Raw genomic sequence first — 26,014 nt, 5'->3', positions numbered from 1 at the left:
GCGAGATCGCCCAGCACGAGCGCGAGCACGAAGGGCGCGAGGGGGTAGTCGAGCTTCTTGAACACGTAGCCCACGACCCCAAAGCCCACCATGTACCACACGTCGACCATGCTGCTGTGCACCGAGTACGCCCCGACCGCGCAGATCGAGACGATGACGGGCGTGAGGATCGGGAACGGGATGCGCAGGATCGCCGCGAAGAGCGGGACGAACGCGAGGACCATGATCACGCCGATCACGTTGCCCGTGTACATGCTCGCGATGAGCCCCCAGACGAAGTCCGGGCGCTCCTTGAAGAGCATCGGGCCCGGCTGGAGCCCCCAGATGATGAGCCCCCCCAGCATCACCGCCGCGGTGGGGCTGCCCGGGATGCCGAGGGTGATCATGGGCAGCAGCGAGGCGCCCCCCGCCGCGTGGGCCGCCGTCTCGGGAGCCACCACGCCCTCGATCGTCCCCCGCCCGAACTGCTCGGGGTGGCGCGAGAACCGCTTCGCGAAGGCATAGCTCATGAAGGACGCGGGCGTGGCGCCGCCGGGCTTGAAGCCCATCCAGAACCCGATGACGGCGCTCCGGATGAACGTACGCCAGTATTTCGGCAGCTCGCGCCACGTCTGCCACACGACGCGGGGATGCATGCTCGCCGACACGCCGCGGAAGGCGAGGCCCTCCTCCACGGTCAGCAGGATCTCCCCGATGCCGAAGAGGCCGATCACCGCCACGATGAAGTCGAACCCCTTCATGAGATCGGTGAAGCCGAAGGTCATCCGCAGCGTGCCGGTCACGATGTCGAGCCCGACCGCGGCCATGATGAAGCCGATGAGGATGGACACGAGCGACTTCATGGCGCTGCCGCCCCCGAGCCCGACGAAGGACGAGAAGGTCAGGAGCTGGATCGCGAAGAACTCCGGCGGACCGAACTTGAGGGCCACCTCGGCCAGGAGCGGCGCGAAGAGGGTGATGAGGACCACGGAGAAGAGTGCGCCGACGAAGGAAGAGGTGAAGGCGGCGGTCAGCGCCTGTCCTCCCTGCCCGTTCCGCGCCATGGGGTAGCCGTCGAAGGTCGTGGCCACCGACCAGGGCTCGCCCGGGATATTGAAGAGGATCGACGTGATGGCGCCCCCGAAGAGCGCGCCCCAGTAGAGACTCGTGAGCAGGATGATGGCCGAGGTCGGCGGCATGGAGAAGGTCAGGGGCAGCAGGATGGCCACGCCGTTGGCGCCCCCCAGGCCCGGGAGCACGCCGATGATGGTGCCGAGGGCGATGCCGATGACGGCGAGAAGGAGGTTGTGCGGCTGGAGCGCGACCTGGAAGCCCAGCAGCAGGTTCTCGAGGCCCATCCGCTAGTAGCCCAGCCAGGCTTCCAAGGGGCCCTTGGGCATGGGCACGAGGAACCAGATCTCGAAGACATAGAAGGTCACGGCCGAGACTGCCACGCTGACGACCACCACAGACGGCCAGGAGTGCCGCCCGATCCAGCGCATGTAGGAGGCCATGTACAGCGTCGTGGCGACGTAGAGGCCGATCCAGGGTGTGACGAGGACGAAGGCCGTGGCCGGCAGCAGCACCTTGAGAACGGGCGCGATGGCCCCACGCCGGACGAAGAGCGTACGGTCCGCGCGCCTGAGAGCCTGCGCCGCGATGACGAGGCAGGCCGCGATCATGAGGACGCCGAGCCAGAACGGAAAGAAGCCGCTCTTGGGCCCGTCGGTGCCCCAGCCGATGCCGATGCGCACCGAGTCCCAGATCACGAGCATTCCGCCCGCGATCAGCACCGCCGCCGTCGTGAGGTCCGCGGCGCGCATGTCGGCTACTTCTTCAGCAGCCCGCCCTTGGTCATGAGGTCGCGGTGCGCTTGATCCTCGCGCTCGAGCCAGGTATTGAACTCGGGCCCCACGAGCCAGGCGGACTTGAGCGCCCCTTGCTGCATGTAGTCCTTGAACTCCGGAGTCTCGGCGACTTTCTTCAGAAGATCCTGGTACCAGGCCACGGCTTCCTTGGGCATGTCGGGAGGGCCGAAAACGCCGCGCAGCATCAGGTAGGTGATGTCGGCGCCGAGCGCCTCCTTGATCGTGGGGATATCCTTCCACTCGGCCACCGGGATTCGGGCGGAGTCGAAGACGGCAAGCGGGCGGACGCGGCCCGCCTTCCAGTGGCTCACGCACTCGATCGGGTTGTTGACCGTGGAGTCCACGTGCTTGCCGACCAGGTTGACACAGACCTCGCCCCCGCCCTTGAAGGGCACGTAGGTGAACTTCACCCCCTGCGCCTGCTCGAGCAGGATCGTGATGATCTGGTCTTCCTGCGCCGAGCCCGTGCCCCCCATCTTCATGGTGCCGTTCTTTTCCTTGACGGCCGCGAGGTATTCACGCGCCGTCTTGTAGGGCGTCTCGGCATTGACCCAGAGGATGAACTGGTCGAGGGCCACCCGGGCCACGGGCGTCAGATCCTTCCAGCTGACCGGGATGCCCGTGTGCAGCGGCGTCGTGAAGAGGTTAGACAACGTGATGACGATGGTGTGGGCGTCACCCTTCTTGCCCTTGACGTGAAGGAATCCCTCGGCACCCGCACCGCCCGACTTGTTGACAGCGATGATGGGCCGCGGCGTGAGCTTGTGCTTCTCGGCAAGGCCGGCGATGAGGCGCGCCATCTGGTCCGCGCCGCCGCCCGTTCCGGCCGGAATGACGAATTCGATGGGCTTGGTCGGCTGCCAGGCCGCGTGAGCGGCGGGCGCCCCCGCGGTCAGCGCACCAACGAGCATCAGTCCGATCAAGCGTCGCCATTGACGTGTCATGTCGTACCCTCCGCACGGAGTCATCAGGCTCGAAGATGGGGCGGCCAGCTCACCGAGACATACGTCCGGACGGGACGGCGCAGCACATGACGAGGGCCGGACACGGCTCAAGGCCGCGGCCCGGCCCTCGATGGATGAATCGCGGCGGGCTACTTGCCGGCCGGGGCCTTCTTGAACGGGATAACACCCGGGATCTCCCACTCGTTCCACATCTCGTCCACCTTGGCCTGGAAGTACTCGAGGTCTTCCTCGGTGAAGTGGGCGAAGCGGCCCTGCTTGAGCAGGTACTCGCGCACGGGCTTCCGCGGCCGACCCTCCACGATGGCCTTGGTCTTGCCGTAGTGGCGCACCACGCCATCCTCGACCTCGTAGAGCGGAAAGACGCCACATTCGACGGCCAGCTCGCCCAGCTCGTGGCTGAGCATCGGGTCGTAGTCCCAGCCCTTGGGGCACGGATCGAGCGAGTGAATGAAGGTCGGGCCGCCGATCGATAGGGCCTTGCGGACCTTGTTCATCATCTCGACGGCGTACGAAGCGCAGACGGTGCCGACGTAGCGACATTCGGTGTGGCCGGCCGCCAGCATGGCCGCCGTGTTCTTCTTCCACCGCGTGTGGATGAGACGGCGCACCTTGCCCGGGGGGCTGAAGGTCGTATTCGCGCCATAGGGCGTCGAGCCCGAGAGCTGGATGTCCGTGTTGGCGTACGACTCGTTGTCGTACATCAGGATGAGCGAGTTGTATTCCTTGTGCGTCAGGGTGGCCGAGATGGCCCCCAGGCCCATGTCCGCCCCGCCCCCGTCGCCGCAGAAGGCGATGACGTTGATGGGCTCGGACTTCATCTTGCCCTTCTTCATGAGCGCCTTGAGACCCGCCGCCGTGCCGAGCGCGGCCGAGCCCGAGGAGCCGAGCTGGGTGTGCATCCAGGGCACCACCCAGGGCGTCGTGTAGTACGTCGTATTGGCGACGTACATGCACCCCGTCGCGCCCAGAACGATGGTTCGGGGCCCCGCTGCCTTGACCATGAGTTTCATGACCAGGGCCGACTCGCACCCCTGGCACGTGCGGTGTCCCGAGGTGAAGTACTCCTCGATGGTGACCTTCTTAACACCACGGAAAGGTTCGAGAATCTGCGTCGCGTTGGCGAAGACTTCAGCCATGTCTGTTCTCCCTATTCCCGTACGCCGAGCCACTGCGTCTTGAGGGGGGACTTCCCTGACTTGGCGGCCTCGAAGCAAAGGTCGGTCGCCTTGTAGACATCTTCGAGCGTCACCTCGCGGCCGCCCAGCCCGCAGATGAAGGACAGGAGCGGGGGACGCTTGTCGGCATTGTACATGGCGGCCCGGATCTCGTTGGCGACCACCCCGGACCCGAAAGGCGAGCCGAAGGAGTAGTCCCGGTCGATGACGCCGATGGCCTTGGCGCCCTGGAGCGCAGCCACCATCTTCTCCGTGGGGAAAGGTCGGAACCACCGCGGACGAATGAGCCCCACCTTCATCCCCTTGGCGCGCATGTTCCGGATGCCGACCTTGAAGGGCAGCGAGATCGTGCCCATCCCCATCAGGATGACCTCGGCGTCCTCCGTCATGTACTCCTCGAACCACGGGTTCTCGGGGCCGCGCCCAAAGGTCTTGCGGAAGTCCGCGTAGGCCTCCTCGATGACGGTGTAGGCGCGGTTCATCGCCTCATTGTTCTGGCGCCGGATCTCGATGACCCAGTCCTCGTTGGCCTGCGGGGCCACGGTGATCGGGTTGTCCGGGTGCAACTGCAGATCGCCACGATTGTAGGGCGGCAGGAACTTGTCCACCTTGGCCCTCGTGGGCACCTGCACGATGGCCTGCGAGTGCGTGAGGAACGCTCCGTCGGCGGAGATGGCGATGGGCAGGAACACTCGCCGGTCTTCCGCGATGCGATAGGCGAGCAAGGTAGTGTCCAGCATCTCCTGGGCCGTGTCCACCCAGATGAGCAACCACCCGAGGTCGCGCACGGTCAGGGCGTCGTTGTGCTCGACGCCGAAGGCGCCGGGGTCGTCGAGGGCGCGGTTGCCGACCATGCACACCATGGGGACGCGCAACGGCGGCGTCACCGTGAGGCACTCCATCGCGTACATCCAGCCCACGCCCGAGGAGCCGCAGAAGACGCGCGCTCCCACCGTCGAGGCATGCTTGACGATCTCGAACTGGCTGTGCTCACCCTCGGCCACGATGTACTCCGCCTCCAGCTGGCCGTTGGCGATCTTCTTGGCGATGGCCTGCATCACCGTGTCGTAGGGCCGGATCGGATAGGCCGTCACCACGTCGAGGTCGGCCAGGGTCAGCGCTTCGGCGCAGGCCTCGCTGCCCGAGATGAGCATCTCCCGGTCGTCGGTTGCCATGGTGCCCGGCGCGGGTGTCTTGGTCTCCACTGCCATCGCGATATCCTCCCGGGTCTCTAGCGTTGCTTGCCCACGGCGTTCTCGCCGGGGATGCCTGCCGTGATCTCGGTGCCGCCCTGGTCCAGAGACTGCTTGATCTCCTCCTCATACTGCCCGCGGAAGCGGAAGCCGTGCGAGCGCACCACGTGCTGCTTGGAGGCGATCTTGTCTCCCATCCAGGTCATGTAGGCTGGCTTGTCGCGCCGCCACATCTCCCACTGGCTGGCATTGTCCTCGAACGCGTCCTCCCGAACCATGGTGACGCAGTCCTTGGCCGGGCAGACGGCCTCGCAGACCCCGCAGCCGCAGCAGGACTCCATGTTGGCGTCGTAGAGCCCGTCTGGGGTCACGTCGAAGCACGAGTCCGGGCACTGGAGCCAGCAGAGCGTGCACTTCACGCACTTGTCGAAGTCGATGACCGGGCGCATCGTGCGCGTGGTGAACTTCTTGAAGTACGGATTGCGCTCGGGGACATAGCCCTTGCCGCCTTCCATGGGCTTGCCGATAGGGATGGCGGGGATGCTGACGCCCTCGCGCATCTCCCACCACTTCGGCTTCTCGAAGGAGAACGGCGTCTCGGCATTGCCCTCGGTGATCTTGACTGGGCGGCTCTCGAGTCGCTCGAAGGCCTTGCGCGCCGAGGCCGCCTTGAGCTCGGAGCCCCACTCGGCCTCTTGGATGGCCGCGCAGACGGCGTCCAGGGACAGGAACCCGGGCTGGATCTTGGCGAGGGCGCCAAGGATCCGCGCCTCAGTGTGGTCCTCTTTGTAGACCCAGAGCCCGGAGAAGGAGGCCTTGGCAGGGATCAGGGCCAGGTTGTAGGGGGCTTCCTTCTTGTGGATGTCCTTGAGCAGATCCGCGGGGCTCTGGAGCGAGGTCATGAGGACCGTGCCATTGGGGACGGTCAGCCGGTTGATCGGCTGGAGCCCGTACCACGCCCAGGACTCGACGCCCTTGGACAGCGTGTCGTCCACGCAGATGGTGACATCGACCTCCTTGGGCTCGTAGCGGGCCATGTTCTGCTCGAGCTCTTCCTGTGTGTCCGCCACGATGGCGAAATCCTTGGCGGGGATGCCATTGCGCTGGGGGCTGTCACCGTAGCGGCCGAAGGCGATGCCCCACCGGCCGGCCTTGCGCGCCGAGAGCACGATGCCGCGGCAGATGCGGGCGGCGAGGTTCTTCTGGAAGATACCGCGATAGACGACCTCGCAGGTGAAGTGGGCCATACGCTCCTCCTCGGCGTGAGCTGTCCCGCCGGTTGTGTCGGACTCGGGCGGTCTGTTGGTCAGACCAGACTATGCTCCGTGCCCCAGGGGCTGTCAATCTCGAAGACCCGGGCTCGCCGCGGTGCGTCAGAGAGAGCGGGGCGTGGCCGCTAGCGCGTCGAGGCAGCCCGCACCATGTCGGCAAAGTAGCGGTGTACGGCGGTATCGTCTGTCAGCTCGGGATGAAAGGCCGCGACCAGGACATTCCCCTGCCGGGCCATCACGCATTCCCCGTTGTGGCTGACGAGCGGAGTCACGCCCGGGCCGAAACGTCGGATGCGCGGGGCCCGAATGAAGATCATCTTGATCGGCCGCGTCCCCTGCCCCAGATCGGCAGGCCCCTCGGTCTCGAAGCTCTCCTTCTGGCGGCCATACGCGTTGCGCTCGGCCGTGATGTCGATGAAGCCCAGCGAAAACTGCTGCGGGCGCTCGACCTCGCGCGCGAGGAGAATGAGGCCCGCGCAGGTGCCGAAGATGGGTCGCCCGGAGTCGTGGAACTTCTTCAGGGCAGGGATGAACTCCCAGGTATCCATGAGCTTGAGGAGGGTCGTGCTCTCGCCCCCCGGCATGATGAGCCCGGCCACATCGTCGAGCTGGTCGGGCAGTCGCACCTCGGCGCTCTCGACGCCGATCCGATCCAGCGCCTTGCCGTGCATGTCGAAATCGCCCTGGAGGGCGAGGACGCCTAGCTTCATGCGGCCGTCCCGACCTTGGGTCGATTGAGGGCATCGTAGTACGCGTAGAACTCCGCGCGCACATCCTCCTCGGTGCGCCCGCGGTCATAGGCGGGTGAGACGAGCGGCCGTGCCCGCTCGACGCGGATGAGCACCACGGCCTCCGGGCTATACTCCTCTTTCCGACCCCGACCGTGGTAAAAGGCGAGCACGTCCTCGAAGAGCGGTCCGCCCGTGAGGACCGTCGCTCGGCCCTTGAAGCGATAGCCCTTGCGCGCGACGGGATCCACGACGTTGACCTCGACGGAAGGATTGCCCAGCACGTTCTCGCGCGTCTGGGGCGAGCGGATATCCAGATAGACGAGATGGTCGTCGTCCCACACGGTGGTGGTCGCCTTGGGCGAGAGGTTCGGCGTGCCGTCGGGGCAGACGCTCGCGACATAGGCGAGCCGCTGCTCGCGCACCGTGCGCTTCATGTCCTCGGTCAGGATACCCATGGAGTGTCTCCAGCCCGGCGGGTCCCGAAGGACTCCGCCGGGCGTCGAGAGGAATTACCAGCCGCGGGTCTGCAGCAGGTCGGACTCCTTGAGCTTGGAGGTTTCAATCCCGGGCATGGCCTCGCCGAGGTCCTCGGACACCTTGACCAGGATGTCGGGATTCTTGAAGTGGGTCGTGGCCTGGACGACGGCCTTGGCCCGCGCGGCCGGGTCGGCGGACTTGAAGATGCCCGATCCGACGAAGACGGCCTCGGCGCCGAGCTGCATCATGAGGGCCGCGTCGGCCGGGGTGGCGATGCCGCCGGCGGAGAAGTTGGGCACGGGCAGCTTGCCGTGCTCGGCGACCCAGCGCAGCAACTCGTAGGGCGCGCCCAGGTTCTTGGCTTCGGCCATCAGCTCCTCGGGGCCCAGCGCCTTGAGCCGGCGTATGCCCGAGACGACGGAGCGCATGTGGCGCACGGCCTCGACGATATTGCCCGAGCCCGCCTCGCCCTTGGTGCGGATCATGGCCGCGCCCTCTCCGATGCGGCGGAGGGCCTCGCCGAGATCGCGGCAGCCACAGACAAAGGGCACCTTGAAGGCGAACTTGTCGACGTGGAAATGCTCGTCGGCCGGGGTCAGCACTTCGGACTCATCGATGAAATCCACGCCCAGCGCTTCGAGGATCTGCGCCTCGACGAAGTGTCCGATGCGGCACTTGGCCATGACGGGGATGGAGACCGTCTGCTGGATCTCCTTGATCTTCTTCACGGGCGACATGCGGGCCACCCCGCCGTCCTTGCGGATGTCCGATGGCACCCGCTCGAGGGCCATGACGGCGACGGCGCCGGCGTCCTCGGCGATCTTGGCCTGCTCGGCATTGGTCACGTCCATGATCACCCCGCCTTTGAGCATCTCGGCGAGCCCTACCTTGAGCCTCAGCGTTCCGACTTCCATACGAGAATCTCCTTTCATTGGTCCAATCGTGATTGAAGCTGCCGCCTGATCATCGGCCATTCGGATTCCAGGATCGAAAAGGCCGCGGTGTCCCTGATGCCTCCGTCCGATGCGGGCCGCTGGCCCCGGAGGATCCCGTCGAATCGCGCGCCCAGCCGCAGGATAGCGTTGCGCGAGCGCTCGTTGCGCGCGTCGGTCATGAGGCTCACCCGGTGGACGCGCCACCCCTCGAAGGCGTGGGTGAGCATGAGGAGCTTCGCCTCGGTATTGACGGCGGTCCGCTGCGCCGCCGCCCCCAGCCAGGTCCAGCCGATCTCCACCGCATCCGGCCGGTCTTCGCCGCGCTGATTCGGATTCCCCGGCGGCCACGGCCAGAACTCGATGTTGCCGAAGCGCGTGCTGCCGACCACGCGGCCCGTGGCCCGGGCGAAGGTGGCGAAGGGCAGCGCCCGGCCCGCTTCCTGCTCGCGGAGCGCCGTCTCGATGTACCGGATCATGGCCGGCTCGTCGGCAGGCACGGCCGTGAAGCCATAGGTGTCCCGAGGGCCGCCCGCCACCGCCAGGAGCGCGCCCGCGTGACCGAGCTCCAGCGGCTCGAGTCGCACGTGCCGGCCCTCGAGGACGACGGGGCGGACGCGGGTACACTCGGCCGTGAGGGTCACGCCAGCGCCTCCTTCATGTCGCCGACGAGGTCCTCGACCTTCTCGAGCCCCACCGAGACGCGGATCAGTCCCGCGCCAATGCCTATTTCTCGCTTCGTCTCATCGGACACGCGGCGGTGGGAGGTTCTCGCGGGATAGGTCCAGGTGGTCGCCACATCGGCGAAGCTGGGGGCGAACTCCATCAATCGCGAGCGCTTCATGAAACGCTCGACGGCCAGCGCTCCGCCCTTGAGATCCAGGGAGAGGATGGCTCCGGTGGGTCCGGGCATCTGTCGCTTGGCGAGAGCGCGCTGCGGATGCGAGTCGAGCCCAGGGTAATACACGCGCTCGACGGCCGGGTGCGCCTCGAGGAAGCGGGCGAGGGCGAGGGCATTCGCGGACTGCCTCTCCACGCGTACGCTCAAGGTCCGCGCCCCGCGCGTGGCGAGCCACGCGTCGAAGGGACCCAGGTTCGTCCCCGCGCGAATCATGGCGGCGCGCACGCGGTCCATGGTCACCTTGCTGCCCAGGACAATGCCGCCCGTGACGTCGCCATGCCCCGAGATGAACTTGGTCAGGCTGTGCATCACGATGGTCGCCCCGTACTCGAGCGGGCGCATCACGGCGGGCGAAGCCAGCGAGGAGTCGACGATGAGCTCGATGCCGCGCTCGGCGAGCGGCGCGGCGACCGCCTCCAGATCGACCATGCGCAGCAGGGGGTTCGAGAGCGACTCGACGAAGACGGCGCGTGTGTTCGGCCGCAGCGCTCCCAGCAGGAGGGCAGGATCGGTAGCGTCGACGAAGACGGTGTCGATGCCGAGCCGGCGGCCCTCGTCGTCGAGAAATGCCGTGGTGGAGCCGTAGAGATCGCGGGCGGACACGATGTGATCGCCTGCGGTGAAGAGCCCGAGGAGGAGCGCCGTGGTCGCGCCCATGCCTGAGGCGCAGGCGACGGCGGCCTCGGCTCCCTCGAGTCCCGCCACCAGATCTTCCAGCATCATGTGATTGGCGGTCCCGTAGCGGCCGTAGACGAAGCCCGACTTCTTCCCCTCCCAGACCGACTCCACCGTGTCCATGTCTTCGAAGACGTAGACATTGGTCTGATAGATAGGCGCCGTGAGCGGTCGGCTGGCCGAGGGAACGTCGCGGCCGCCGCGCGCGGCAAGGGTCTCGAAGTCCATCGGCACGTCTCCGCTCACCCCTGGCATGGGTCGACCCTCAGACCAGGGGCACGGCGGGCCCGCGCTCGCGGGCGCTCCGCTCCGGGTGCCGTCCGAGCTCGCGAATGCTGTCGGCGAGGCGCCGCACGCCCTCTTCGATCTGCGCGAAGGGTACCGCCGAGAACGACAGCCGCAACGTCCGCTCGCCCCCGCCGTCGGCGAAGAAGGCGTTGCCCGGCGTGAAGGCCACGCCGCGCTCGACAGCGCGAGGCAGCAGCGCGGTCGTCTCCATGCCCTCAGGCAGCTCGACGAAAAGCGAGAACCCGCCCTGGGTCTCCGTCCAGCGGACGCCTTCGGGCATGCGTCGGCCGAGGGCGGCCAGGAGCGCCCCGCGCCGTCGCGCGTACTCACGCAGCACTCGCGCCTGATGGCGATCGAGCAAGCGCTGCCGGCAGAAGTGATACACCGCGGCCTGGATGAGCGGGCTCGTGTGGATGTCCGCCAACTGCTTGGCCATGTCCAGGCGCTCGATGAGCTCCGGCGAGGCCACGATCCACCCGAGGCGCAGCCCCGGGAAAAGGATCTTGGAAAAGGTCCCGAGGTAGATCACCTGCCCCGAAGCATCCGCGGCCTTGAGGGGCGCGGGCGGACGCTCGCCATAGAAGAGCGTGCCGTCAAAGCCGTCCTCCACGATGGGCAGCCGGTGCCGCGCGGCGACGTCGAGGAGCCGGCGCCGCGCCGCCGCGGGCATGGTCAGTCCGGTGGGATTGTGCGCGCTCGGCTGGCAGTAGAGGAGCTTGGGCGCCTGGCGCTCGAGAAGCCGCTCGAGATGGTCCACGGACAGGCCGCCCCCCGCCATCGGCACGGGCAGGAGCTGGGCGCCGAAGGCCCGGAAGACCTGCATGGCGCGCGGGTACGACGGTTGTTCGATGGCCACGAAGTCACCGGGATCCAGGAGCGTGCGCGCCACGAGATCGAAGCCTTGCTGCGTGCCATTGACGATCAGGATGTCCTCCGGCCGCGCCTCGAGGCCGAAACGGAGGAGATAGCCCGAGAGGTACTGCCGCAGCGGCGCGTAGCCGCTCGACGGGTAGTACTGGAGGAGCTCACGCCCTTCCTCGCGGATGACCCGGTTGAGCACGCGGCGGAAGGCGTCCGTGGGAAAGAGCGCGCTGTCCGGAATGCCGCCGGAGAAGGAGATGATGCCGGGTCCCGGCCGGGCGCCCTGGCTCCACGCCTCGCGGCGACGCGCGTCAGCTGCCACGATCTGAGCGGCCTTCGAGAGAAAGCCCGTCCACTCGAGCCGCGGGGCCGTGGGGGCGGCGGGCGGGGCCGTCGGCGCCGCCTCCGCGACGAAGGTGCCCTGCCCCACGTGTGCGCGCGCCCAGCCCCCGGCCACCAGGTCCTCATAGGCCTGGGCGACGGTGGTGCGATTGACGCCGAGCTCCTGAGCGAGCTCGCGAGTGGCGGGCAGCTTGACTCCGGGCGCCAGCAGTCGCTGGCTGATCAGCCGCTCGAGATGCAGCTGGATCTGTCGCGCCAGTGGCAGCCTGCCATTACGGTCCGCCGAACGGTCGAGAGGGATTTTCATGGGCGCCTCGTATCAGCCATTATCGACATGTTCATCTTCTTGTAAAGCACCAATTGGATGGCTCTAGAATCATCCAATCTTGGCCATGATAGGATAGAAAAAGAATGACCAGAAGGGACGGCTCTCTCAAGAACTTCGCGAAGCACTATCTCCTCTGGGCCGTGATCATCGGCGTTGCCGTGGTCGCGGTTCTTCTCTGGAGTGTCGGATAGGCCTCAGAGGTATTGAATCTGCCGTAGCCGCTGGATTTTACAAGGATTTTACCGGTCACACAAGCCCGCTAGCTTCCGCAGTTGCCGGTGGTATCATGCGCGCCGGCCCCGGGGTAATCAGCCCGTGCTGGAAAGGATACGCGTCCCAGGACATGGCGCAGCTCGTGACGCTCGAGTCGATGTGGAACCGCAAGGGCAAGCTCCTCCAGGAGGAGCCCTCGGTTCTGCCCTATCTGAAGGCCATTCGCCAGTCACTGGCCTGGGAGGGCATACGCATCAATCTGGTCTACCGGCGCTTCTACACGCACTACGATCTCGAGATGCTCCTCCAGGAGGCCCGGCGGCATCACAGCCAGCAGGTTTGTTACATCTCCTCTCACGGCCAGCGGCGAAAGCTGACCGGACTCGGCGACAAGGTCATCCGGCTGGACAGCCTCATGGAGTACTGCACCCCGAGCCCGCGCACGGGCTATATCTTCGGAGCGTGCGACTTCCTGCAGCCGGACACCGCGCGCAAGTTCCTCCTCGGCACGGGGGCGCGCTTCGTGGCCGGCTATCAGAAGGAGATCCCCTGGACGGAGTCCATGCTCGTGGACTCGCTCTTCCTCTCCTATCTGCTGGGCGGCACCATGAAATGGGTTCGCACCAAGCACGGGGAGCGCGTGCCGCCGCTCCGGCAAACGGAGAACTTCGAGATCATGCGCTCGGCGAGCCCGCAAAGGGTGGCGGGCATGCTCTATCGCGACTTCCCCCTCGCCCATGACATCACGTTCTCCTGCTTCACCCTCGACCGAAAGCAAGGCCGGAAGCCCGCCCTCGTCAACTCGTTCGAAACCTACCGCCGCAGCGTGGACCGGGCGCGGCGCCTCGTTCGTGACCTATAATCTGTCCAGGCTGACCGACTACCCACCCCAAGGAGGGCCCGATGGGACAGATGAAGGAGTTTGCCGGCGTCTACTACCGTGAAGGGGCGCTCGATCCCAAGACCCTGCAGCTGGTCGCGCTGGCCGCCATGGCCGCGGCCGGCTGCACCTCCTGAGTGCCCGGACGCTTCGCGGCTGCGAAGCAAGCCGGCGCCACCGAGGACGAGATCAGCGAGACCCTGATGTACGCCATGCGGGGCGCGGCCCGCGCGACGTGGAGCACCATCAAGCACATCCCTGGCATCGAGGACGTCAACAAGGAGTGGCAGACCAAGTACGAGCGGGAAAACGGAAAGTAGCCCGCGATCGCCTTGCTCACCCTGCCCTCGTGAGGAGGGGCAGGGTGAGCAAGAGAAGGACACCCACATGGCCCTTGGCGAATCAGGAATCAAGCAGGCGGTGCGCTGGCTCGAGGAGCAGCTGCAGGAGCGCCCCGATGCCGACCGCGTGCGTCTCGTGGACGAGGCGGGCCGGCGCTTCGATCTCTCCCCCATGGACACCGACTTTCTCTTCCGCCATCTGGCCGAGCGCCCCCGGGGCCCGGCCAAGACGTGACGGAGGCGCACAAGGCGCAGGTCCAGTCCCAGTTCGGACGCACCGCGGAGGAATACGTCAAGAGTCCCGACCACGCCGGCGGCGAGGACCTGGAACGGCTGCTCGCCTGGGGCCGCGCGCGTGGCGCCACGCGCGTGCTCGACATCGCCACGGGCGGAGGCCACACGGCCCTGGGCTTTGCCGGCTTCACGCGGAGTGTGGTCGCCACCGACGTCACTGAGCCCATGCTCCGCGCGGCGCGCCGCTTCATCCACGACCGCGGCGCCGCGCGTGTGCGCTTCGTGGCGGCGGACGTCGAGGCTCTCCCCTTCCGGGACGCCTCCTTCGGCGTGGTCACGTGTCGCCTCGCCGCACATCATTTTCCCGAGCTCTTGCCGGCCGTGCGGCAGGTCTCCCGTGTGCTGGTCCCGGGGGGCGCCTTCCTCATCCAGGACATCCTGGGGCGCGAGGATCGCACGCTCGCGGCCTTCATCCTCGAGGTCGAGAAGCGCCGCGATCCATCCCACGTCCGCGCCTTCACCCAGCGCGAGTGGGCGGCCTTTCTCAAGGCGGCCGGGTTGACCGTGATCGACGAGATGATCATGGAAAGGGAACGCGAGTGGGAGCCGTGGACGGAGCGCATGCGGATGACGGAAGCGGCCAAGGCCGACCTGGAGCGCTTCGTCCTCGCCGCTTCCCCCGCCTGTCGGGAAGCCTTCGCCTTCAAGATCGACGGCCCGCGCATCCTGTCCTTCATCGACCGTATGCTTCTTCTACGGGCCGATAAAGACTGAGGAGCGGAGACGCTGCCCGTCGTTCGAGTTGAGCGTCGGCCAGCGGCCGACGCGAGACGAGGGCTGAGTTGATCCCGGGGACTAGGCTCCTTCCTTCAAGAGCACCACGGTCGCGCCCCAGCCGCCTCGCTCGGGGGGAGCGTCGAAGTAGCGCGAGACCAGCGGATGCCCTTCCAGCAGCGATTGGACCATGGCGCGCTGGACCCCTATCCCCCGCCCGTGGATAAGCCGGACCTCGCGAAAGCCCCGGGCCGCCGCTTCCTTTAGATACTCTCCCACCACCGACCGCACGTCTTTGGGAGAGAAAGCGTGAAGATCCAGCGAGTCCTCGATGGGCAGGCTGACCGGTTCAGGCTCATCCATTTGGTTGGTCGCCTCGCCGCTGATCAGCTCAGCACTCGCCTCAGGGCTTCGCCCTTCAGCTCGAACGGCCACGCCGGCGGGATCAACTCAGCTCTCGTCTCGCGTCGGCCGTTGGCCGCCGCTCAACTCGAACGGCCGGCAGCGTCTCGGCTCCTCAGTCTGGCCCGGGGTTACTGCTCGCGCTCGGTCGGGTCATCAGGCCAGAGGTGGGCGGCGAGTGTGCCAGTCGGTCACGCGCTGATAGGCATCGGCGACGCGGAGCACGGTCGCCTCGTCGAAGGGCCGCCCGATGATGTGAAGTCCCAGGGGAAGTCCGCCCTCGGTGAAGCCGCACGGCACGGACGCCGCCGGGTGGCCGCTGAGATTGAAGGGCCGCGTGAACCGGATGAGGCTCGCGCGCACCGGGAAGCTCTCGGCGCCGATCTGGACACTATCCTGGCCCACGGCCTGGGCCTCGATGGGCGTGGTGGGCGCGAGCAGCACGTCGAGCTTGGCGAGCACCGCGTCCACTTCGTCGCGAAGGAGGACGCGCAGTCGCTGGCCCTTCAGATACTCCGCCCCGGTGACAAAGGCGCCGACGCGGAGCCGCTGTCTCACATCCTCTCCGTAGTCCGCAGGCCGCGTCTTGAGCCACTCCTCGTGATAGGCATAGGCCTCGGGGGCGAGGACGGCATGAGAGGCGCCCGGGGCGACGTTCACCGTCTTGATATTGACCTCCGCGAGCGTGGCTCCGAGCCCTTCCAGCGTCTTGGCCGCGGCCTCCACGGCCGCCCGCTGCGCGGGGGCGGCGCCCTCGAGGAAGAAGGACCGCAGGAGACCTACCCGCAGCCCCTTGACCTGCCCCGTCAGCGCGGCCATGTAGTCGGGCACCGGCAGCACGCTCGTGGTCGGATCGCGCGGGTCGTAGCCCGACATGGCGCCGAGCATGAGCCCGCAATCGGCGGCACTGCGGCACATCGGCCCCACGTGGTCCATGGACCAGGCCAGGGGCAGCACGCCCGCGCGGCTCACGCGCCCATAGGTGGGCTTGATGCCGGAGAGTCCGCAGAGCGCGGCCGGAATGCGAATGGAGCCGCCCGTGTCGGAGCCGAGAGCGCCGGGGCAGATGCCGGCGGCCACCGCCGCGCCGGAGCCCGACGAGGACCCGCCACAAATCCGGTGAGTGGTGGCGTCCCACGGATTCCACGGCGTGCCGTAGTGCGCGTTCAATCCCTCCGGACCATAGGCGAACTCGTGCATGTTGAGCTTGCCCAGGGTGATACCGCCCGCCGCGGCGAGCCTCGTCACTACGGTCGCATCCTCGTCGGGTATCCAGTCCGCGAGAAGCTTGGACCCGCCCGTGGTCTTGACCCCCTTCGTGCAGTAGAGGTCCTTGAGCCCGAGAGGCACCCCGTGGAGAGGACCGAGCGTTCCCCCGGCCATGACCGCCGCCTCCGCCACCTTGGCCGCGGCCAGGGCCGAGTCGGCCATCACGGTGATGTAGGACTTGAGCTTGCCGTCGATCTTCGCGATGCGCTCGAGGTGCGCCTGAACCACCTCGATGGGCGAGATCTTCTTCGCCGCAATCATGGAGGCGAGATCCGTCATGGATGTCCAGCAGAGGTCGCTCAAGCGAAATCCCCTTCTCTAGAGGATGCGGTACTGCGAGGCCGGCTCGGTTTTGAGCGGAATGTCACGGATGGCCGCCAGTCCGGCGCGTCCCGCCTCGACCAGGGGCAGGAGCCCGGCGAGCTCGGCGTCGGTGAGCTCGAGTCCCTGGGCCTTGGCCAGCGTGCGAAGCGAGTCGACGGTGAGCTTTTCCATGCCGGGAGGATAGCGCATAATCGCCGCGATGCCCACACCAGACCAGGAAGCGCTCCAGTGGCTGCGCGAGTTCGAGACGGCATGCCGCGGACGTGACTTCGACACCGGGCGGCGCATGTTCGCCGAGGACGCGGTGGCCTTCGGCACCTGGGCCATGGCCGTGCATGGCCTCGCCAATATCGAGCGCGAGCAGTGGCGCAATGTGTGGCCGCGCATCCGCAACTTCACCTTCGAGGACCAGCCGGTCGTGCGCGCGAGCGGCGATACGGCGTGGATAGCCGCGGCCTGGTCCTCGGAGGCCATCGGCGCGGACGGCAAGCCCTTCGTCCGCCCCGGGCGCGCCACTTTCATCCTGGCCCCGCGGCAGGGACGTCTGCAGTGCGTGCACAGCCACGTCTCGCTCCAGCCGACCCAGTCCGAGTCGGCCCACGGCAAGCTGGGTTAGCATGCGGTTCGAGCCGAAACCCTGTCCGCTGTTCGAGCTGAGCGGCGGCCCCTGGCGTCGCGAGGCGAGAGCTGAATTGGACCGAGCTGAGCGGCGGCCGATGGCCGACGCGAGACGAGAGCTGAGTTGATCCGAGCTGAGCGGCGACCTCTGGGCGTCGCGAGGTGAGCGCTGAGTTGGACCCGCAGGCGTGGCAGTTCGAGCTGAAGGGCGAAGCCGTGAGGCGAGGCCCGAGTAGATCAGCGGTGAGGCGAGTGCTGAGTAAGCGAGAGCGGAGGGCTCGACGATGAACATCTTCAAGGCCAAGGCGGTCAAGGATCTCGAAGAAGCGACCAGGGCCATTCCCGTGATCGACTTCGCGCCCGCATTCCTGGGCGAGCCGGGCGGACTCGATAGCGTGGCCGCCCGGGTACGGCAGGCCAGCGAGCGCGTGGGCTTCTTCTACCTGGCCGGCCATGGCGTCCCGGCGTCGACGGTCGCGGCCGCCTTTCAGGCCTCGCGCGAGTTCCACGCCATGCCCCTCGCGGAGAAGCTCGAGCTCCGGATCAACGAGAACAATATCGGCTACCTCCCGGTGAACCAGTCCATCCAGGGCGCTTCCCAGGTGCACAAGGCCACCCGCCCGAACTACAACGAAAGCTTCTTCATCAGCCACGACCGCGGCCCGGAGCATCCCGACGTCGTCGCGGGCAAGCCGCTGCGGGGACGCAACCAGTGGCCCGAGGGCCACCACGGGATGCGCACGGCCATGCTCACCTACTTCAAGACCATGGAAGCGGTGGGCGAGCAGATCCTGCCCGTGCTCGCGCGCTCTCTCGACATGCCCGCCGATCACTTCATCCCGCACTTCGAGAACGAGGCGCACGTCAACCTGCGCTTCCTCCACTACCCGCCCCAGGAGATCGAGGACGACGAGCAGTTCGGCCAGGGTCCCCACACCGACAACTCCTTCATCACCATGCTCGCGCGTGAGGAGGTCCCGGGTCTCGCCGTGCGCCTCCCGAGCGGCGAGTGGCTGGCCCCGCCCGTGATCCCCGACACCTTCCTCGTCAATCTCGGCAACATCATGAAGCGGTGGTCGAATGACCGCTTCCTCTCCACCCCGCATGGCGTGCTCAACGACTCCGGCAAGGACCGCTACTCGATCGCCTTCTTCTTCAGCCCGAACGTGGAGGCGGTCATCGAGTGCCTGCCCAGCTGCAGGGGCGCCGACAACCCGCCGCGCTATCCGCGAGCCGTGTATCGCGACCTCGTGCTCGATTTCTACAACGCCAACTACTTCCACCGCCAGGGACACACCGGAGCGGGCGCCCGCGGCCGGTCCTAGAGGAGAGATCACGACATGAAGGTGGGATTCATCGGTCTGGGCATCATGGGTTCCAGCATGGCGTCCAATCTTCAGGCGGCCGGTCATGCCCTGTGCGTGCACGACATTCGCCGCCCGGCGGCCGCGCCGCACTTGGCCGCGGGAGCAGAGTGGAAGGACACGCCACGCGAGGTCGCCGAGGCGGTCGACGTCGTCTTCACGTCGCTGCCCGGCCCCCCGGAGGTGGAAGCGGTAGCCCTCGGCGCCGATGGTCTCATCCACGGCCTGCGCAAGGGTGCGGCATTCTTCGACCTATCCACCAACTCGCCCGCCCTGATCCGCCGGATCCATGCGGCGTTTCAAGAAAAGGGCGTGCACGTGCTGGACGCTCCCGTGAGCGGCGGGCCGATCGGCGCGAAGACCCGCCGGCTCGCCATCTGGGTGGGCGGCGATCGAGGAATCTACGATGCCCACAAGGACGTGCTCGGGGCCATGGGCGACCAGCATTACTATGTCGGGGCGATCGGGGCGGGAGCGGTGGCCAAGCTCGTCCACAACTGCTCGAGCTTCACCATCGGCGCGGTGCTGGCCGAGACGTTCTCCATGGGCATCAAGGCGGGCGTGGAGCCCCTCGCCCTGTGGAAGGCGGTCCGTCAGGGCGCGAGCGGACGCCGGCGCACCTTCGACCGGCTCATGGACAAGTTCCTGCCTGGGACCTACGACCCGCCGTCCTTCGCTCTCAAGCTGGGGCACAAGGACGTATCCCTGGCCACCGCGCTGGGGAGAGAGATGGGCGTGCCCATGCGCCTGGCCAATCTCGCGCTGGCCGAGCTCACGGAGGCCCTCAGCCGCGGCTGGGGCGACAAGGACTCGAGCAGCTACATGCTGCTACAGCTCGAGCGGGCCGGGGTCAAGACGGACGTGCCGCCCGAGAAGCTTCGCGAGGTGATCGAGCAGGACACGCCCTCGTGACGTTCGAGGTCAGCTGAGCCGGTCGACGAGCGCGCGGGCCCAGGCCATGCGCTGGGCGGACATCACGAGCTTCTCTCCGAAGGGCTCGCCAAAGGGGCGGGTGGCGTCGATGCCGAGCTTCGCGGTGACGCCCCGGCTGTCGGCGCTCGGGTCGAGCAGGGCGCCGAGGCTCCCGGAGATCACGACGAGATCGCGATCCGGTTGCATGCGCGTGGCCACCGCCCACATCACGTCCGACTCGTCGAAAACATCGATGTCGTCGTCCACCACGATGACGAGCTTGAGGTAGTGGTCCACTCCGAGCACGATGGGGATCACGTGCTTGGCCTCCCCGGGACGGCCTTGCCTGATGGAGACGTAAGCGGTGAAGGACGACGTCCCTGACAGAGGCACGTGCACGCCCGTCACGTTGGGAATGGCGCGACTGAGTGCGTTCATGATCTCGGCCTCGCGAATGAGCCCGAGGGTGGTGATGTGGTCGCCCGCTCGACCCGAGCCGATGGACTGGAACCACGGCTTGTCCCGCATGGCGATGGCCCGGGCCACGAAGATGTGCTCCGTGCTCCGGCGGGAGAAGTAGCCCGTGAACTCGCCGAAGGGCCCCTCCGGCTCGCGCTCATCGGGAAGGATCTCGCCCTCGATCACGATCTCCGCCGTCGCGGGAACATGGAGGTCAAGAGTCGCGCAGGGGGCGACCTCGAGCGGCTCGCCGAAGAGCCCGCCCACCACTTCGAACTTGCCGATCTCCGCGGGCGGATAGGCGAGCGAGCCCATCGAGACGATCGGGTGGAGGCCCAGGGCAATGGCGCAGGGGAGCGCCTGGCCTTTCGCCTCGGCGCGGCGCTGATACTCGAACATGCGCCGGCGCGAATGGAGGCTCACCCCCATCCGGTTCCGCCCCTTGAGCTGAAGACGGTGGTAGCCCTCGGTCTCGACCCCGGTCGCGGGATCTCGCGCCACCAGCATGCCCGCCGTGATGTAGCGACCGGCGTCACCCGGGAAGTAGACGGGAATGGGCAGCGAGGCGAGGTCGACGGCGTCCCCCGTCACCACGTGACGGCGAAACAGAGGGTCCGCGACCACCACGGGCTTCATCGGTTCCTTGATCCGGCGCGCATACTCGGCCGCCAGCTCGGAGGCTGGCACGCCGAGGGCGAAGGCGAGGGCGCGGCGACTCGCCACCACGTTGCACACGACGGGAATGTCGTGCCCGCTGATCCTTTCGAAGAAGAGGACGGGATAGCGCCGACGGCGCTCGTACTCGAGCACCACGGCCATGATGTCGTGCTCGAGGGAGACGGGCTCGGCGATCCGGACGACCTCGCCTGGATTGGCCTCCCCGTACGCCGCCACGAAGCTGCGGAGGTCCTGAGCCACGACGGCAATTCTATCAGGGCCGAGAAACTGGCAGGCGGCTCAAAAAGGTCCAGATGCGAGGCGGCGAGGCGGCGGCACCCCGAGGCGTACTCTCTGTACGTTGAGCGGGTGCCGCCGCCCTCGCCAACGAAGCAGATGGGCCTTTTTCAGCCGCCTGCCGGCGTTGACGGTGTGGAGACCCTGTGATACTTGAGGAGCGCGATGGTGATCACCGTCTACGGCGCGGGCGCGATCGGAGGCACCACGGGTGCCGCTCTCGCGCGCGCCGGGCACGAGGTCGTCGTCGTCGACAGCGACGCTCCCCATGTCGACGCCATCAATGACCGCGGGCTCACCGTGGAACGGGACGGCGTGGCGACCACGACCCGCGTGCGCGCCGTCACGCCTGCCCGTCTCGGTGACAAGCTCGGGCTGATCCTGCTTGCCGTCAAGAGTCACCACACGGCCGACGCCCTCCGGGACATCACACCGCGGCTGGCGCCCGGCGGCATCACGGTGTCTCTCCAGAACGGGCTCAGCGAGGAGCTGATCGCGCAGGCCATCGGGGCCGAGCGAACCGTCGGTTGCCTCGTCAACTGGGCGGCGGACTGGGTCGCGCCGGGGCGAATCCTCCACGGCGGCCACGGCGCCTTCGTGCTGGGAGAGCTCGATGGACGGATCACGCCCCGTGTCCGCGAGCTGGCCCGACTGCTGAGCGTGGTGGAGGAGACTCCCGTCACCGAGAATATCTGGGGCTACAAGTGGGCGAAGCTCATCTACGGTGCCTTGCTCTTCGGCACGGCGGTGGTCGACGCGCACGTGTACGAAGTGGTGGAGCGGAGCCCGGGCGTGCAGGCGGCGCTCATCGGCATCGTGGGAGAAGGCATGGCCGTCAGCGACAAGGCCGGGGTGCGCCTCGAGCCCTTCGACGAGTTCGACCCGGCATGGTACCGGGCGGCCCTCGGCGGTGACGCGGGGGCCCGCGCGCGTGCCATGACGGCCATCGCCGTCCACTACCGTTTCCACACCAAGACCAAGACCGGGATATGGCGCGACCTCGCCGTGCGCAAGCGCAAGACCGAGGTCGATGGCCAGCTCGGCGTGCTCGTGCGGAAGGGCGAGGCTTTCGGGGTGGCCATGCCCCTCATGCGGCAGCTCACCGAGCTGATCCGCGATCTGGAGGATGGCCGCCGGCCGATGGCCTGGGAGAACCTCGACCCGCTCGTGGCTTTGACGCAAGGCTCGCGACCATGAGGCGGTTGAGCGCGAGGGCCGGCGAGCGGCCGTGATCGCAGTCTCGATGCGAAAGGAGATTTACTGATGAGGCCAGCTCGCACCGCGCTTCTCTCCGTGTTCGTCTTCGCTTGGGCGACTTCCCTCTGCCTCGGCTCTGCCTCTCCGGCCGAAGCTCAGAAAAAGGGCGGCACCCTCACCATCGTGCGTCCCACCGATCCCGTGTCGCTCGATCCGCAGCTCGAGACCACCGCGCCCGGCGCCTGGGTCTACTTCAACATGCTCGAACCGCTCCTGACCATGGACGAGAAGATGCAGATCAAGCCCGCCCTCGCCCTTTCATACGAGATCCTCTCGCCCACCAAGGTGCGCTTCAAGCTGCGGCCGGGCGTCAAGTTCCACGACGGCACGCCCCTGAACGCGGCCGCGGTGAAGTTCACCTTCGATCGCGCCCTGCGGGGTACGCCGCCCGCGCGCTGGGCGAGCCTCGCCGGCTCCCTGAGCGGCGCGGAGGTGGTGGACGAGCTGACCGTGGACGTGATGACCCGCGAGCCGTATGGCCCCATCCTGCGCACGCTGGCCATGTACTGCACGGGCATCGTGTCGCCCACCGCCGTGCAGAAGATGGGCCCCGACTTCAGCCGCGCGCCCGTGGGGACCGGGCCCTTCAAGTTCGTCGAGTGGAAGACCAACACCCACGTGATCCTGGAGCGGAATGCCGACTACTGGGGCGACAAGGCGCCCCTCGACCGCGTCATCTTCAAGGTCGTCCCCGAAGAGGGTGCGCGCATGATCGCGCTCCAGACCGGCGACGCCGACATGGTGTTGCTGCCCGCCCCCGCCCAGCTCGCCTCCCTCAAGCGCGATTCGAAGTACATCGTCCACGAGGTGGTGGGCGGACGCGTGGTCTTCGCGGGAATGCACGCCGGGTTCGCTCCGCTCGACGATGTGCGCGTGCGCACGGCCCTGCTCCACGCCGTGGATCGCAAGGCCATCCTCGAGAACATCCTGGAGGGCTCGGCGGTGCCCGCCCGCGGCGTGCTCGCCCCGAGCGTGTTCGGCTTCAAGGACATGCAGCTCGACAAGCTGTACCCCTTCGACCGCGCCAAGGCCAGGGCCCTCCTGGCCCAAGCGGGCTGGACCCCCGGCCCCGATGGCGTCGTGCAGAAGAGCGGGCAGAAGCTCTCGCTGTCGTGGCTGGCCGCGCGCGGTCGCTATCCCAAGGACGGCGAGATCACCGAGGCCATCCAGGCCATGTTCAAGGAGGTCGGGGTCGAGGCCAAGGTGCAATTCCTGGAGTGGGCAACCGTGTTCACGCAGTTCCGCGCGGCCACCCTGAACCAGCACATGTTCACCCTGGGCTGGGTGACCTCGAACGCGGATGCCGACTACTCTCTCTACGCGCTCTTTCATTCGAAGCAGGTGCCGCCCACCGGCTGGAACACCTCGCGTTACGCCAACCCGCGCGTGGACGCCCTCGTGGAGCAGGCGCGCCGGAGCCTGAACCAGACAGAGCGCGAGAAGCTCTACGGCGAGGTGCAGGACATTCTCGCCAAGGAGATGGTGTGGATCCCCGTGTACAACACCAAGGAAATCGTGGTCACGCGCGCGAGCGTCAAGGGATTCACCGTGCACCCGGTGGAGTACAACCTGTGGCTCGGAAAGGTCTGGCTCGACAAGTAGCGCTGCGGCCATGACGCCTGCCGCTCCCGTGGGGCCGACGGCCGCGCTCGCGCGCCCGTCGGCTCCACCTGTGCCGGTGAGGGAGATCGCGCGACCGCCATGCTGACCTTCGTCGCCCGGCGCCTCCTCCTGGCCATCCCCGTGCTCCTGGGCGTCGTCTTCGTGGTGATGCTCACGATCGAGCTGATCCCCGGCGACGCGGTGGCCCTCATGCTGGGGGAACACGCCACACCCGCGGCCGTGGCCAAGCTCCGCGACTACCTCGGCCTCGACAAGCCGCTCCTCATTCGCTACGTCGGCTATGTGGGACGGGTGGCGCGGGGCGACCTCGGCCGCTCCATCCAGCAGAACCGCCCGGTGATCGACGAGCTCGGCGACGCCTGGCCGGCCACGCTCGAGCTGACCGCGGCGGCGCTGGTGATCGCCGCGGCCGCCGGCATCGCCGCGGGCGTGGTCTCCGCAGTGTGGCCGAACTCGGCCTTCGACGCCCTCGCCCGCCTCGGCTCGCTCTTCGGGCTGTCCATGCCGGTGTTCTGGACCGGCCTCGTGCTCATCGTCGTCTTCGCGCTCTGGCTGCCCTGGCTGCCCGTGGGCGGAACGGGATCGCCGTCGCATCTCGTGCTGCCCGCCGTGACCCTGGCCCTGCCCTCGCTGGCCATGGTGGCGCGCATGACGCGCTCGAGCGTGCTCGATGTCCTCCGCGAGGACTACGTGCGCACGGCGCGGGCCAAGGGCGTGGCCGAACGGCTCGTGGTGACCAAGCATGCCCTGCGCAATGCGGCCATTCCCATCCTGACGCTCCTGGGTCTCCAGGCCGGCCAGCTCATGGGCGGCGCGGTGCTGACCGAGACCGTCTTCGCCTGGCCGGGGCTCGGGCGACTCATGGTCAAGGCCATCTTCGCGCGTGACTATGTGCTGCTCCAGGGCGCGGTGCTCATCTTCGCGCTCGCCTTCGTGGTCGTCAACCTCGCGGTGGACCTCGCCTATGGGGCGCTGGACCCGCGCATCGCGCGGCAAGGCTAGGCGCCATGGCCGTGGGCGCAAGCGCGATCATGGGTGAACGAGCCACACCCTCGACGCTGTCCGAGGATGCCTGGCAGCGATTTTGCCGGAATCGGCTCGCCTTGGCGGGGCTCGTCGTCGTGGCGCTGCTCGTGGTGGCGGCGGCCGGCTCGCCCTGGCTGGCGCCCGCCGATCCTGCCCGGCAGAGCCTGATCGAGAAGCGCGCGCCGCCGGGCGGGAAGTTTCTTCTCGGGGCCGACGAGTTCGGGCGCGACATCCTCTCGCGGGTGCTCTTCGGGAGCCGGGTGGCGCTCCTGGTGGGGCTGCTGTCGGTGGCGATCGCGCTGGGTCTGGGGCTCGTCCTCGGCTGTCTGGCCGGCTTCGCGGGCGGCTGGATCGACGTGCTGATCATGCGCGCGATCGAAGTCCTCCTGGCCTTCCCTTACCTTCTGCTCGCCATCGCGGTGGTGTCAGCGTTGGGGCCCGGCGTGCTGAACACCACCATCGCCGTGGGCATCTGGGGGACGCCGACGGTGACACGCATCGTGCGCGGAGCGGTGCTGGCCGCCCGGGAGAGCGAGTACGTCAGCGCGGCCCGGGCCCTCGGGGCCTCGGCCGCCGAGATTCTGAAGCGCCACGTCCTCCGGAACATTCTGCCTACCGTGGTGGTTTACTCGACGCTCTTCATGGCCAATGCCATCCTGGTCGAAGCAGCCCTCTCCTTCCTGGGCCTGGGCGTGCAGCCACCCACGCCGTCCTGGGGACTCATGGTCTCCAGCGGCCGTGACTTCCTGCTCGTGGCCCCCCACATCGCGACCATCCCGGGCCTCGCGATCATGCTCGCCGTCCTGGGATTCAACCTCCTCGGGGACGGGCTGCGGGACGCCCTCGATCCGCGCCTGCGAGGCCAGGTCTAGCGGTGCGCCTCCACGGGCGCGCAGCCATCGTCACCGGCGCCGCGCACGGCATCGGCCGCGCCATCTGCGTGGAGCTGGCCCGCGAAGGGGCTTCGGTGTGGGCGTGCGACGTGCTGGCGCGCGAGCTCGAGGAGACGCGGCGGACCGTGGAGGCGGTGGCGGCGGGCACCTGCCGCGTCGCGGAGCTGGACGTGCGCGATCCGGAGGCGGTGACGGCCCTGGTCGCGCGGATCGACGCGACGGCGGGACGCATCGACGCCCTCGTGAACTCCGCGGGCGGAGTGGCGGGGCAGACCATGAGGCCCATCGAGCAGGTCACCGATGACGACTGGCAGGTCATCTTCGCCATCAACCTCGACGGAGCCTTCCATTTCACGCGCGCGGCGGCGCCGATCATGAAGCGCGCGGGCCGGGGCGCCATCGTGAACATCTCATCGGGGGCGGGACGCTCCTACAGCCTCACGGGCATCCAGGCCTATGCCAGCGCGAAGGCGGGCCTCATCGGC

Annotated in this window: 29 protein-coding genes; 13 read left to right on the top strand and 16 right to left on the bottom strand. The window is 67.7% G+C overall.

The features are described 5' to 3' along the window. The 12 genes from VGT00_06040 to VGT00_05985 all read right to left on the bottom strand — a co-directional run. Positions 1 to 1,337, bottom strand: a 1,337-nt coding sequence (locus VGT00_06040) for a tripartite tricarboxylate transporter permease (protein ID HEV8530956.1), incomplete at its 3' end; no start/stop codon positions are given. 3 nt (positions 1,338 to 1,340) lie between these two features. Next, positions 1,341 to 1,802, bottom strand: coding sequence for a tripartite tricarboxylate transporter TctB family protein (locus tag VGT00_06035; protein HEV8530955.1), 462 nt, complete (start codon positions 1,800 to 1,802; stop codon positions 1,341 to 1,343). A 5-nt stretch (positions 1,803 to 1,807) separates the two neighbouring features. Further along, positions 1,808 to 2,791, bottom strand: a complete 984-nt coding sequence (locus VGT00_06030; GenBank protein HEV8530954.1) for a tripartite tricarboxylate transporter substrate binding protein — start codon at positions 2,789 to 2,791, stop codon at positions 1,808 to 1,810. A 149-nt stretch (positions 2,792 to 2,940) separates the two neighbouring features. Beyond that, positions 2,941 to 3,948, bottom strand: coding sequence for a thiamine pyrophosphate-dependent enzyme (locus VGT00_06025; GenBank protein HEV8530953.1), 1,008 nt, complete (start codon positions 3,946 to 3,948; stop codon positions 2,941 to 2,943). Positions 3,949 to 3,959: 11 nt separating this feature from the next. Continuing rightward, positions 3,960 to 5,198, bottom strand: coding sequence for a pyruvate ferredoxin oxidoreductase (locus tag VGT00_06020; protein HEV8530952.1), 1,239 nt, complete (start codon positions 5,196 to 5,198; stop codon positions 3,960 to 3,962). 20 nt (positions 5,199 to 5,218) lie between these two features. Beyond that, positions 5,219 to 6,427, bottom strand: a complete 1,209-nt coding sequence (locus VGT00_06015) for a 4Fe-4S dicluster-binding protein (protein HEV8530951.1) — start codon at positions 6,425 to 6,427, stop codon at positions 5,219 to 5,221. A 149-nt stretch (positions 6,428 to 6,576) separates the two neighbouring features. Further along, on the bottom strand, positions 6,577 to 7,161 hold the full coding sequence (gene pdxT, locus VGT00_06010; protein ID HEV8530950.1) for a pyridoxal 5'-phosphate synthase glutaminase subunit PdxT: 585 nt from the start codon (positions 7,159 to 7,161) through the stop codon (positions 6,577 to 6,579). Further along, a complete protein-coding gene (locus VGT00_06005; GenBank protein HEV8530949.1) occupies positions 7,158 to 7,637 on the bottom strand; it encodes a pyridoxamine 5'-phosphate oxidase family protein in 480 nt (159 codons plus the stop codon). Before VGT00_06005 ends, pdxT begins: the two co-directional genes overlap by 4 nt. A 54-nt stretch (positions 7,638 to 7,691) precedes the next feature. After that, positions 7,692 to 8,573, bottom strand: a complete 882-nt coding sequence (pdxS, locus tag VGT00_06000) for a pyridoxal 5'-phosphate synthase lyase subunit PdxS (GenBank protein HEV8530948.1) — start codon at positions 8,571 to 8,573, stop codon at positions 7,692 to 7,694. Positions 8,574 to 8,587: 14 nt separating this feature from the next. Next, a complete protein-coding gene (locus tag VGT00_05995) occupies positions 8,588 to 9,235 on the bottom strand; it encodes a GNAT family protein (protein HEV8530947.1) in 648 nt (215 codons plus the stop codon). Next, positions 9,232 to 10,395, bottom strand: a complete 1,164-nt coding sequence (locus VGT00_05990) for a PLP-dependent aspartate aminotransferase family protein (protein ID HEV8530946.1) — start codon at positions 10,393 to 10,395, stop codon at positions 9,232 to 9,234. The genes VGT00_05995 and VGT00_05990 overlap by 4 nt, the downstream gene beginning before the upstream one ends. A 37-nt stretch (positions 10,396 to 10,432) precedes the next feature. Continuing rightward, a complete protein-coding gene (locus VGT00_05985) occupies positions 10,433 to 11,965 on the bottom strand; it encodes a PLP-dependent aminotransferase family protein (protein HEV8530945.1) in 1,533 nt (510 codons plus the stop codon). Between the two features lie 364 nt (positions 11,966 to 12,329). Here VGT00_05985 and VGT00_05980 point away from each other — a divergent pair, with 364 nt between their 5' ends. The 5 genes from VGT00_05980 to VGT00_05960 all read left to right on the top strand — a co-directional run bounded on the left by VGT00_05980 (position 12,330) and on the right by VGT00_05960 (position 14,428). Beyond that, complete coding sequence (locus VGT00_05980; GenBank protein ID HEV8530944.1) at positions 12,330 to 13,061, top strand: hypothetical protein; 732 nt, start codon at positions 12,330 to 12,332, stop codon at positions 13,059 to 13,061. Between the two features lie 41 nt (positions 13,062 to 13,102). Then, on the top strand, positions 13,103 to 13,216 hold the full coding sequence (locus VGT00_05975; protein ID HEV8530943.1) for a carboxymuconolactone decarboxylase family protein: 114 nt from the start codon (positions 13,103 to 13,105) through the stop codon (positions 13,214 to 13,216). Beyond that, the gene (locus tag VGT00_05970; protein HEV8530942.1) at positions 13,217 to 13,399 is read left to right on the top strand and encodes a hypothetical protein; all 183 of its coding nucleotides are present in this window, start codon (positions 13,217 to 13,219) and stop codon (positions 13,397 to 13,399) included. A 67-nt stretch (positions 13,400 to 13,466) separates the two neighbouring features. Then, a complete protein-coding gene (locus VGT00_05965) occupies positions 13,467 to 13,655 on the top strand; it encodes a hypothetical protein (protein HEV8530941.1) in 189 nt (62 codons plus the stop codon). After that, entirely contained in the window at positions 13,652 to 14,428 is a 777-nt protein-coding gene (locus tag VGT00_05960; GenBank protein ID HEV8530940.1) for a class I SAM-dependent methyltransferase, read from the top strand. Before VGT00_05965 ends, VGT00_05960 begins: the two co-directional genes overlap by 4 nt. 81 nt (positions 14,429 to 14,509) lie before the next feature. Here the strand turns inward: VGT00_05960 and VGT00_05955 are convergent, their stop codons facing one another. The 3 genes from VGT00_05955 to VGT00_05945 form a co-directional block, all read right to left on the bottom strand. Further along, positions 14,510 to 14,791 (bottom strand): Smr/MutS family protein, encoded by a 282-nt coding sequence (locus VGT00_05955; protein ID HEV8530939.1) that lies wholly within the window; start codon positions 14,789 to 14,791, stop codon positions 14,510 to 14,512. Between the two features lie 195 nt (positions 14,792 to 14,986). Then, positions 14,987 to 16,402, bottom strand: a complete 1,416-nt coding sequence (locus VGT00_05950) for an amidase (protein ID HEV8530938.1) — start codon at positions 16,400 to 16,402, stop codon at positions 14,987 to 14,989. A 15-nt stretch (positions 16,403 to 16,417) separates the two neighbouring features. Continuing rightward, positions 16,418 to 16,612 (bottom strand): hypothetical protein, encoded by a 195-nt coding sequence (locus VGT00_05945; GenBank protein HEV8530937.1) that lies wholly within the window; start codon positions 16,610 to 16,612, stop codon positions 16,418 to 16,420. A 10-nt stretch (positions 16,613 to 16,622) separates the two neighbouring features. Here VGT00_05945 and VGT00_05940 point away from each other — a divergent pair, with 10 nt between their 5' ends. From VGT00_05940 to VGT00_05930, 3 genes are all read left to right on the top strand, one after another. Further along, entirely contained in the window at positions 16,623 to 17,039 is a 417-nt protein-coding gene (locus tag VGT00_05940; GenBank protein ID HEV8530936.1) for a nuclear transport factor 2 family protein, read from the top strand. Between the two features lie 286 nt (positions 17,040 to 17,325). Continuing rightward, complete coding sequence (locus VGT00_05935; protein HEV8530935.1) at positions 17,326 to 18,366, top strand: 2-oxoglutarate and iron-dependent oxygenase domain-containing protein; 1,041 nt, start codon at positions 17,326 to 17,328, stop codon at positions 18,364 to 18,366. Between the two features lie 15 nt (positions 18,367 to 18,381). Continuing rightward, positions 18,382 to 19,317: an NAD(P)-dependent oxidoreductase gene (locus VGT00_05930; protein ID HEV8530934.1), complete on the top strand. Its 936-nt coding sequence runs from the start codon at positions 18,382 to 18,384 to the stop codon at positions 19,315 to 19,317. A 9-nt stretch (positions 19,318 to 19,326) separates the two neighbouring features. Here the strand turns inward: VGT00_05930 and VGT00_05925 are convergent, their stop codons facing one another. Beyond that, positions 19,327 to 20,694, bottom strand: coding sequence for a UbiD family decarboxylase (locus VGT00_05925; protein ID HEV8530933.1), 1,368 nt, complete (start codon positions 20,692 to 20,694; stop codon positions 19,327 to 19,329). 201 nt (positions 20,695 to 20,895) lie between these two features. Between VGT00_05925 and VGT00_05920 the strand changes: the two genes are divergently transcribed. From VGT00_05920 to VGT00_05900, 5 genes are all read left to right on the top strand, one after another. Next, complete coding sequence (locus tag VGT00_05920) at positions 20,896 to 21,927, top strand: 2-dehydropantoate 2-reductase N-terminal domain-containing protein (GenBank protein ID HEV8530932.1); 1,032 nt, start codon at positions 20,896 to 20,898, stop codon at positions 21,925 to 21,927. A gap of 66 nt (positions 21,928 to 21,993) precedes the next feature. Next, on the top strand, positions 21,994 to 23,589 hold the full coding sequence (locus VGT00_05915) for an ABC transporter substrate-binding protein (GenBank protein ID HEV8530931.1): 1,596 nt from the start codon (positions 21,994 to 21,996) through the stop codon (positions 23,587 to 23,589). Positions 23,590 to 23,688: 99 nt separating this feature from the next. Beyond that, on the top strand, positions 23,689 to 24,612 hold the full coding sequence (locus tag VGT00_05910; GenBank protein HEV8530930.1) for an ABC transporter permease: 924 nt from the start codon (positions 23,689 to 23,691) through the stop codon (positions 24,610 to 24,612). Between the two features lie 5 nt (positions 24,613 to 24,617). Next, on the top strand, positions 24,618 to 25,508 hold the full coding sequence (locus VGT00_05905) for an ABC transporter permease (protein ID HEV8530929.1): 891 nt from the start codon (positions 24,618 to 24,620) through the stop codon (positions 25,506 to 25,508). A 2-nt stretch (positions 25,509 to 25,510) separates the two neighbouring features. Beyond that, positions 25,511 to 26,014, top strand: a 504-nt coding sequence (locus VGT00_05900; protein ID HEV8530928.1) for an SDR family NAD(P)-dependent oxidoreductase, incomplete at its 3' end; no start/stop codon positions are given.

This window comes from Candidatus Methylomirabilota bacterium (assembly GCA_036002485.1).
In the GTDB taxonomy this organism is placed as follows: domain Bacteria; phylum Methylomirabilota; class Methylomirabilia; order Rokubacteriales; family CSP1-6; genus AR37.
This window is presented reverse-complemented; position numbering and strand designations above follow the sequence as displayed.

What these genes read in the sequence shown, in the direction of transcription:
- VGT00_06035 (HEV8530955.1), bottom strand. Translation starts at nt 1,802, where the DNA reads ATGCGCGCCGCGGACCTCACGACGGCGGCGGTGCTGATCGCGGGCGGA.
- VGT00_06030 (HEV8530954.1), bottom strand. Translation starts at nt 2,791, where the DNA reads ATGACACGTCAATGGCGACGCTTGATCGGACTGATGCTCGTTGGTGCG.
- VGT00_06025 (HEV8530953.1), bottom strand. Translation starts at nt 3,948, where the DNA reads ATGGCTGAAGTCTTCGCCAACGCGACGCAGATTCTCGAACCTTTCCGT.
- VGT00_06020 (HEV8530952.1), bottom strand. Translation starts at nt 5,198, where the DNA reads ATGGCAGTGGAGACCAAGACACCCGCGCCGGGCACCATGGCAACCGAC.
- VGT00_06015 (HEV8530951.1), bottom strand. Translation starts at nt 6,427, where the DNA reads ATGGCCCACTTCACCTGCGAGGTCGTCTATCGCGGTATCTTCCAGAAG.
- pdxT (HEV8530950.1), bottom strand. Translation starts at nt 7,161, where the DNA reads ATGAAGCTAGGCGTCCTCGCCCTCCAGGGCGATTTCGACATGCACGGC.
- VGT00_06005 (HEV8530949.1), bottom strand. Translation starts at nt 7,637, where the DNA reads ATGGGTATCCTGACCGAGGACATGAAGCGCACGGTGCGCGAGCAGCGG.
- pdxS (HEV8530948.1), bottom strand. Translation starts at nt 8,573, where the DNA reads ATGGAAGTCGGAACGCTGAGGCTCAAGGTAGGGCTCGCCGAGATGCTC.
- VGT00_05990 (HEV8530946.1), bottom strand. Translation starts at nt 10,395, where the DNA reads ATGGACTTCGAGACCCTTGCCGCGCGCGGCGGCCGCGACGTTCCCTCG.
- VGT00_05985 (HEV8530945.1), bottom strand. Translation starts at nt 11,965, where the DNA reads ATGAAAATCCCTCTCGACCGTTCGGCGGACCGTAATGGCAGGCTGCCA.
- VGT00_05980 (HEV8530944.1), top strand. Translation starts at nt 12,330, where the DNA reads ATGGCGCAGCTCGTGACGCTCGAGTCGATGTGGAACCGCAAGGGCAAG.
- VGT00_05975 (HEV8530943.1), top strand. Translation starts at nt 13,103, where the DNA reads ATGGGACAGATGAAGGAGTTTGCCGGCGTCTACTACCGTGAAGGGGCG.
- VGT00_05965 (HEV8530941.1), top strand. Translation starts at nt 13,467, where the DNA reads ATGGCCCTTGGCGAATCAGGAATCAAGCAGGCGGTGCGCTGGCTCGAG.
- VGT00_05955 (HEV8530939.1), bottom strand. Translation starts at nt 14,791, where the DNA reads ATGGATGAGCCTGAACCGGTCAGCCTGCCCATCGAGGACTCGCTGGAT.
- VGT00_05945 (HEV8530937.1), bottom strand. Translation starts at nt 16,612, where the DNA reads ATGCGCTATCCTCCCGGCATGGAAAAGCTCACCGTCGACTCGCTTCGC.
- VGT00_05940 (HEV8530936.1), top strand. Translation starts at nt 16,623, where the DNA reads ATGCCCACACCAGACCAGGAAGCGCTCCAGTGGCTGCGCGAGTTCGAG.
- VGT00_05935 (HEV8530935.1), top strand. Translation starts at nt 17,326, where the DNA reads ATGAACATCTTCAAGGCCAAGGCGGTCAAGGATCTCGAAGAAGCGACC.
- VGT00_05930 (HEV8530934.1), top strand. Translation starts at nt 18,382, where the DNA reads ATGAAGGTGGGATTCATCGGTCTGGGCATCATGGGTTCCAGCATGGCG.
- VGT00_05920 (HEV8530932.1), top strand. Translation starts at nt 20,896, where the DNA reads ATGGTGATCACCGTCTACGGCGCGGGCGCGATCGGAGGCACCACGGGT.
- VGT00_05915 (HEV8530931.1), top strand. Translation starts at nt 21,994, where the DNA reads ATGAGGCCAGCTCGCACCGCGCTTCTCTCCGTGTTCGTCTTCGCTTGG.
- VGT00_05910 (HEV8530930.1), top strand. Translation starts at nt 23,689, where the DNA reads ATGCTGACCTTCGTCGCCCGGCGCCTCCTCCTGGCCATCCCCGTGCTC.
- VGT00_05905 (HEV8530929.1), top strand. Translation starts at nt 24,618, where the DNA reads ATGGCCGTGGGCGCAAGCGCGATCATGGGTGAACGAGCCACACCCTCG.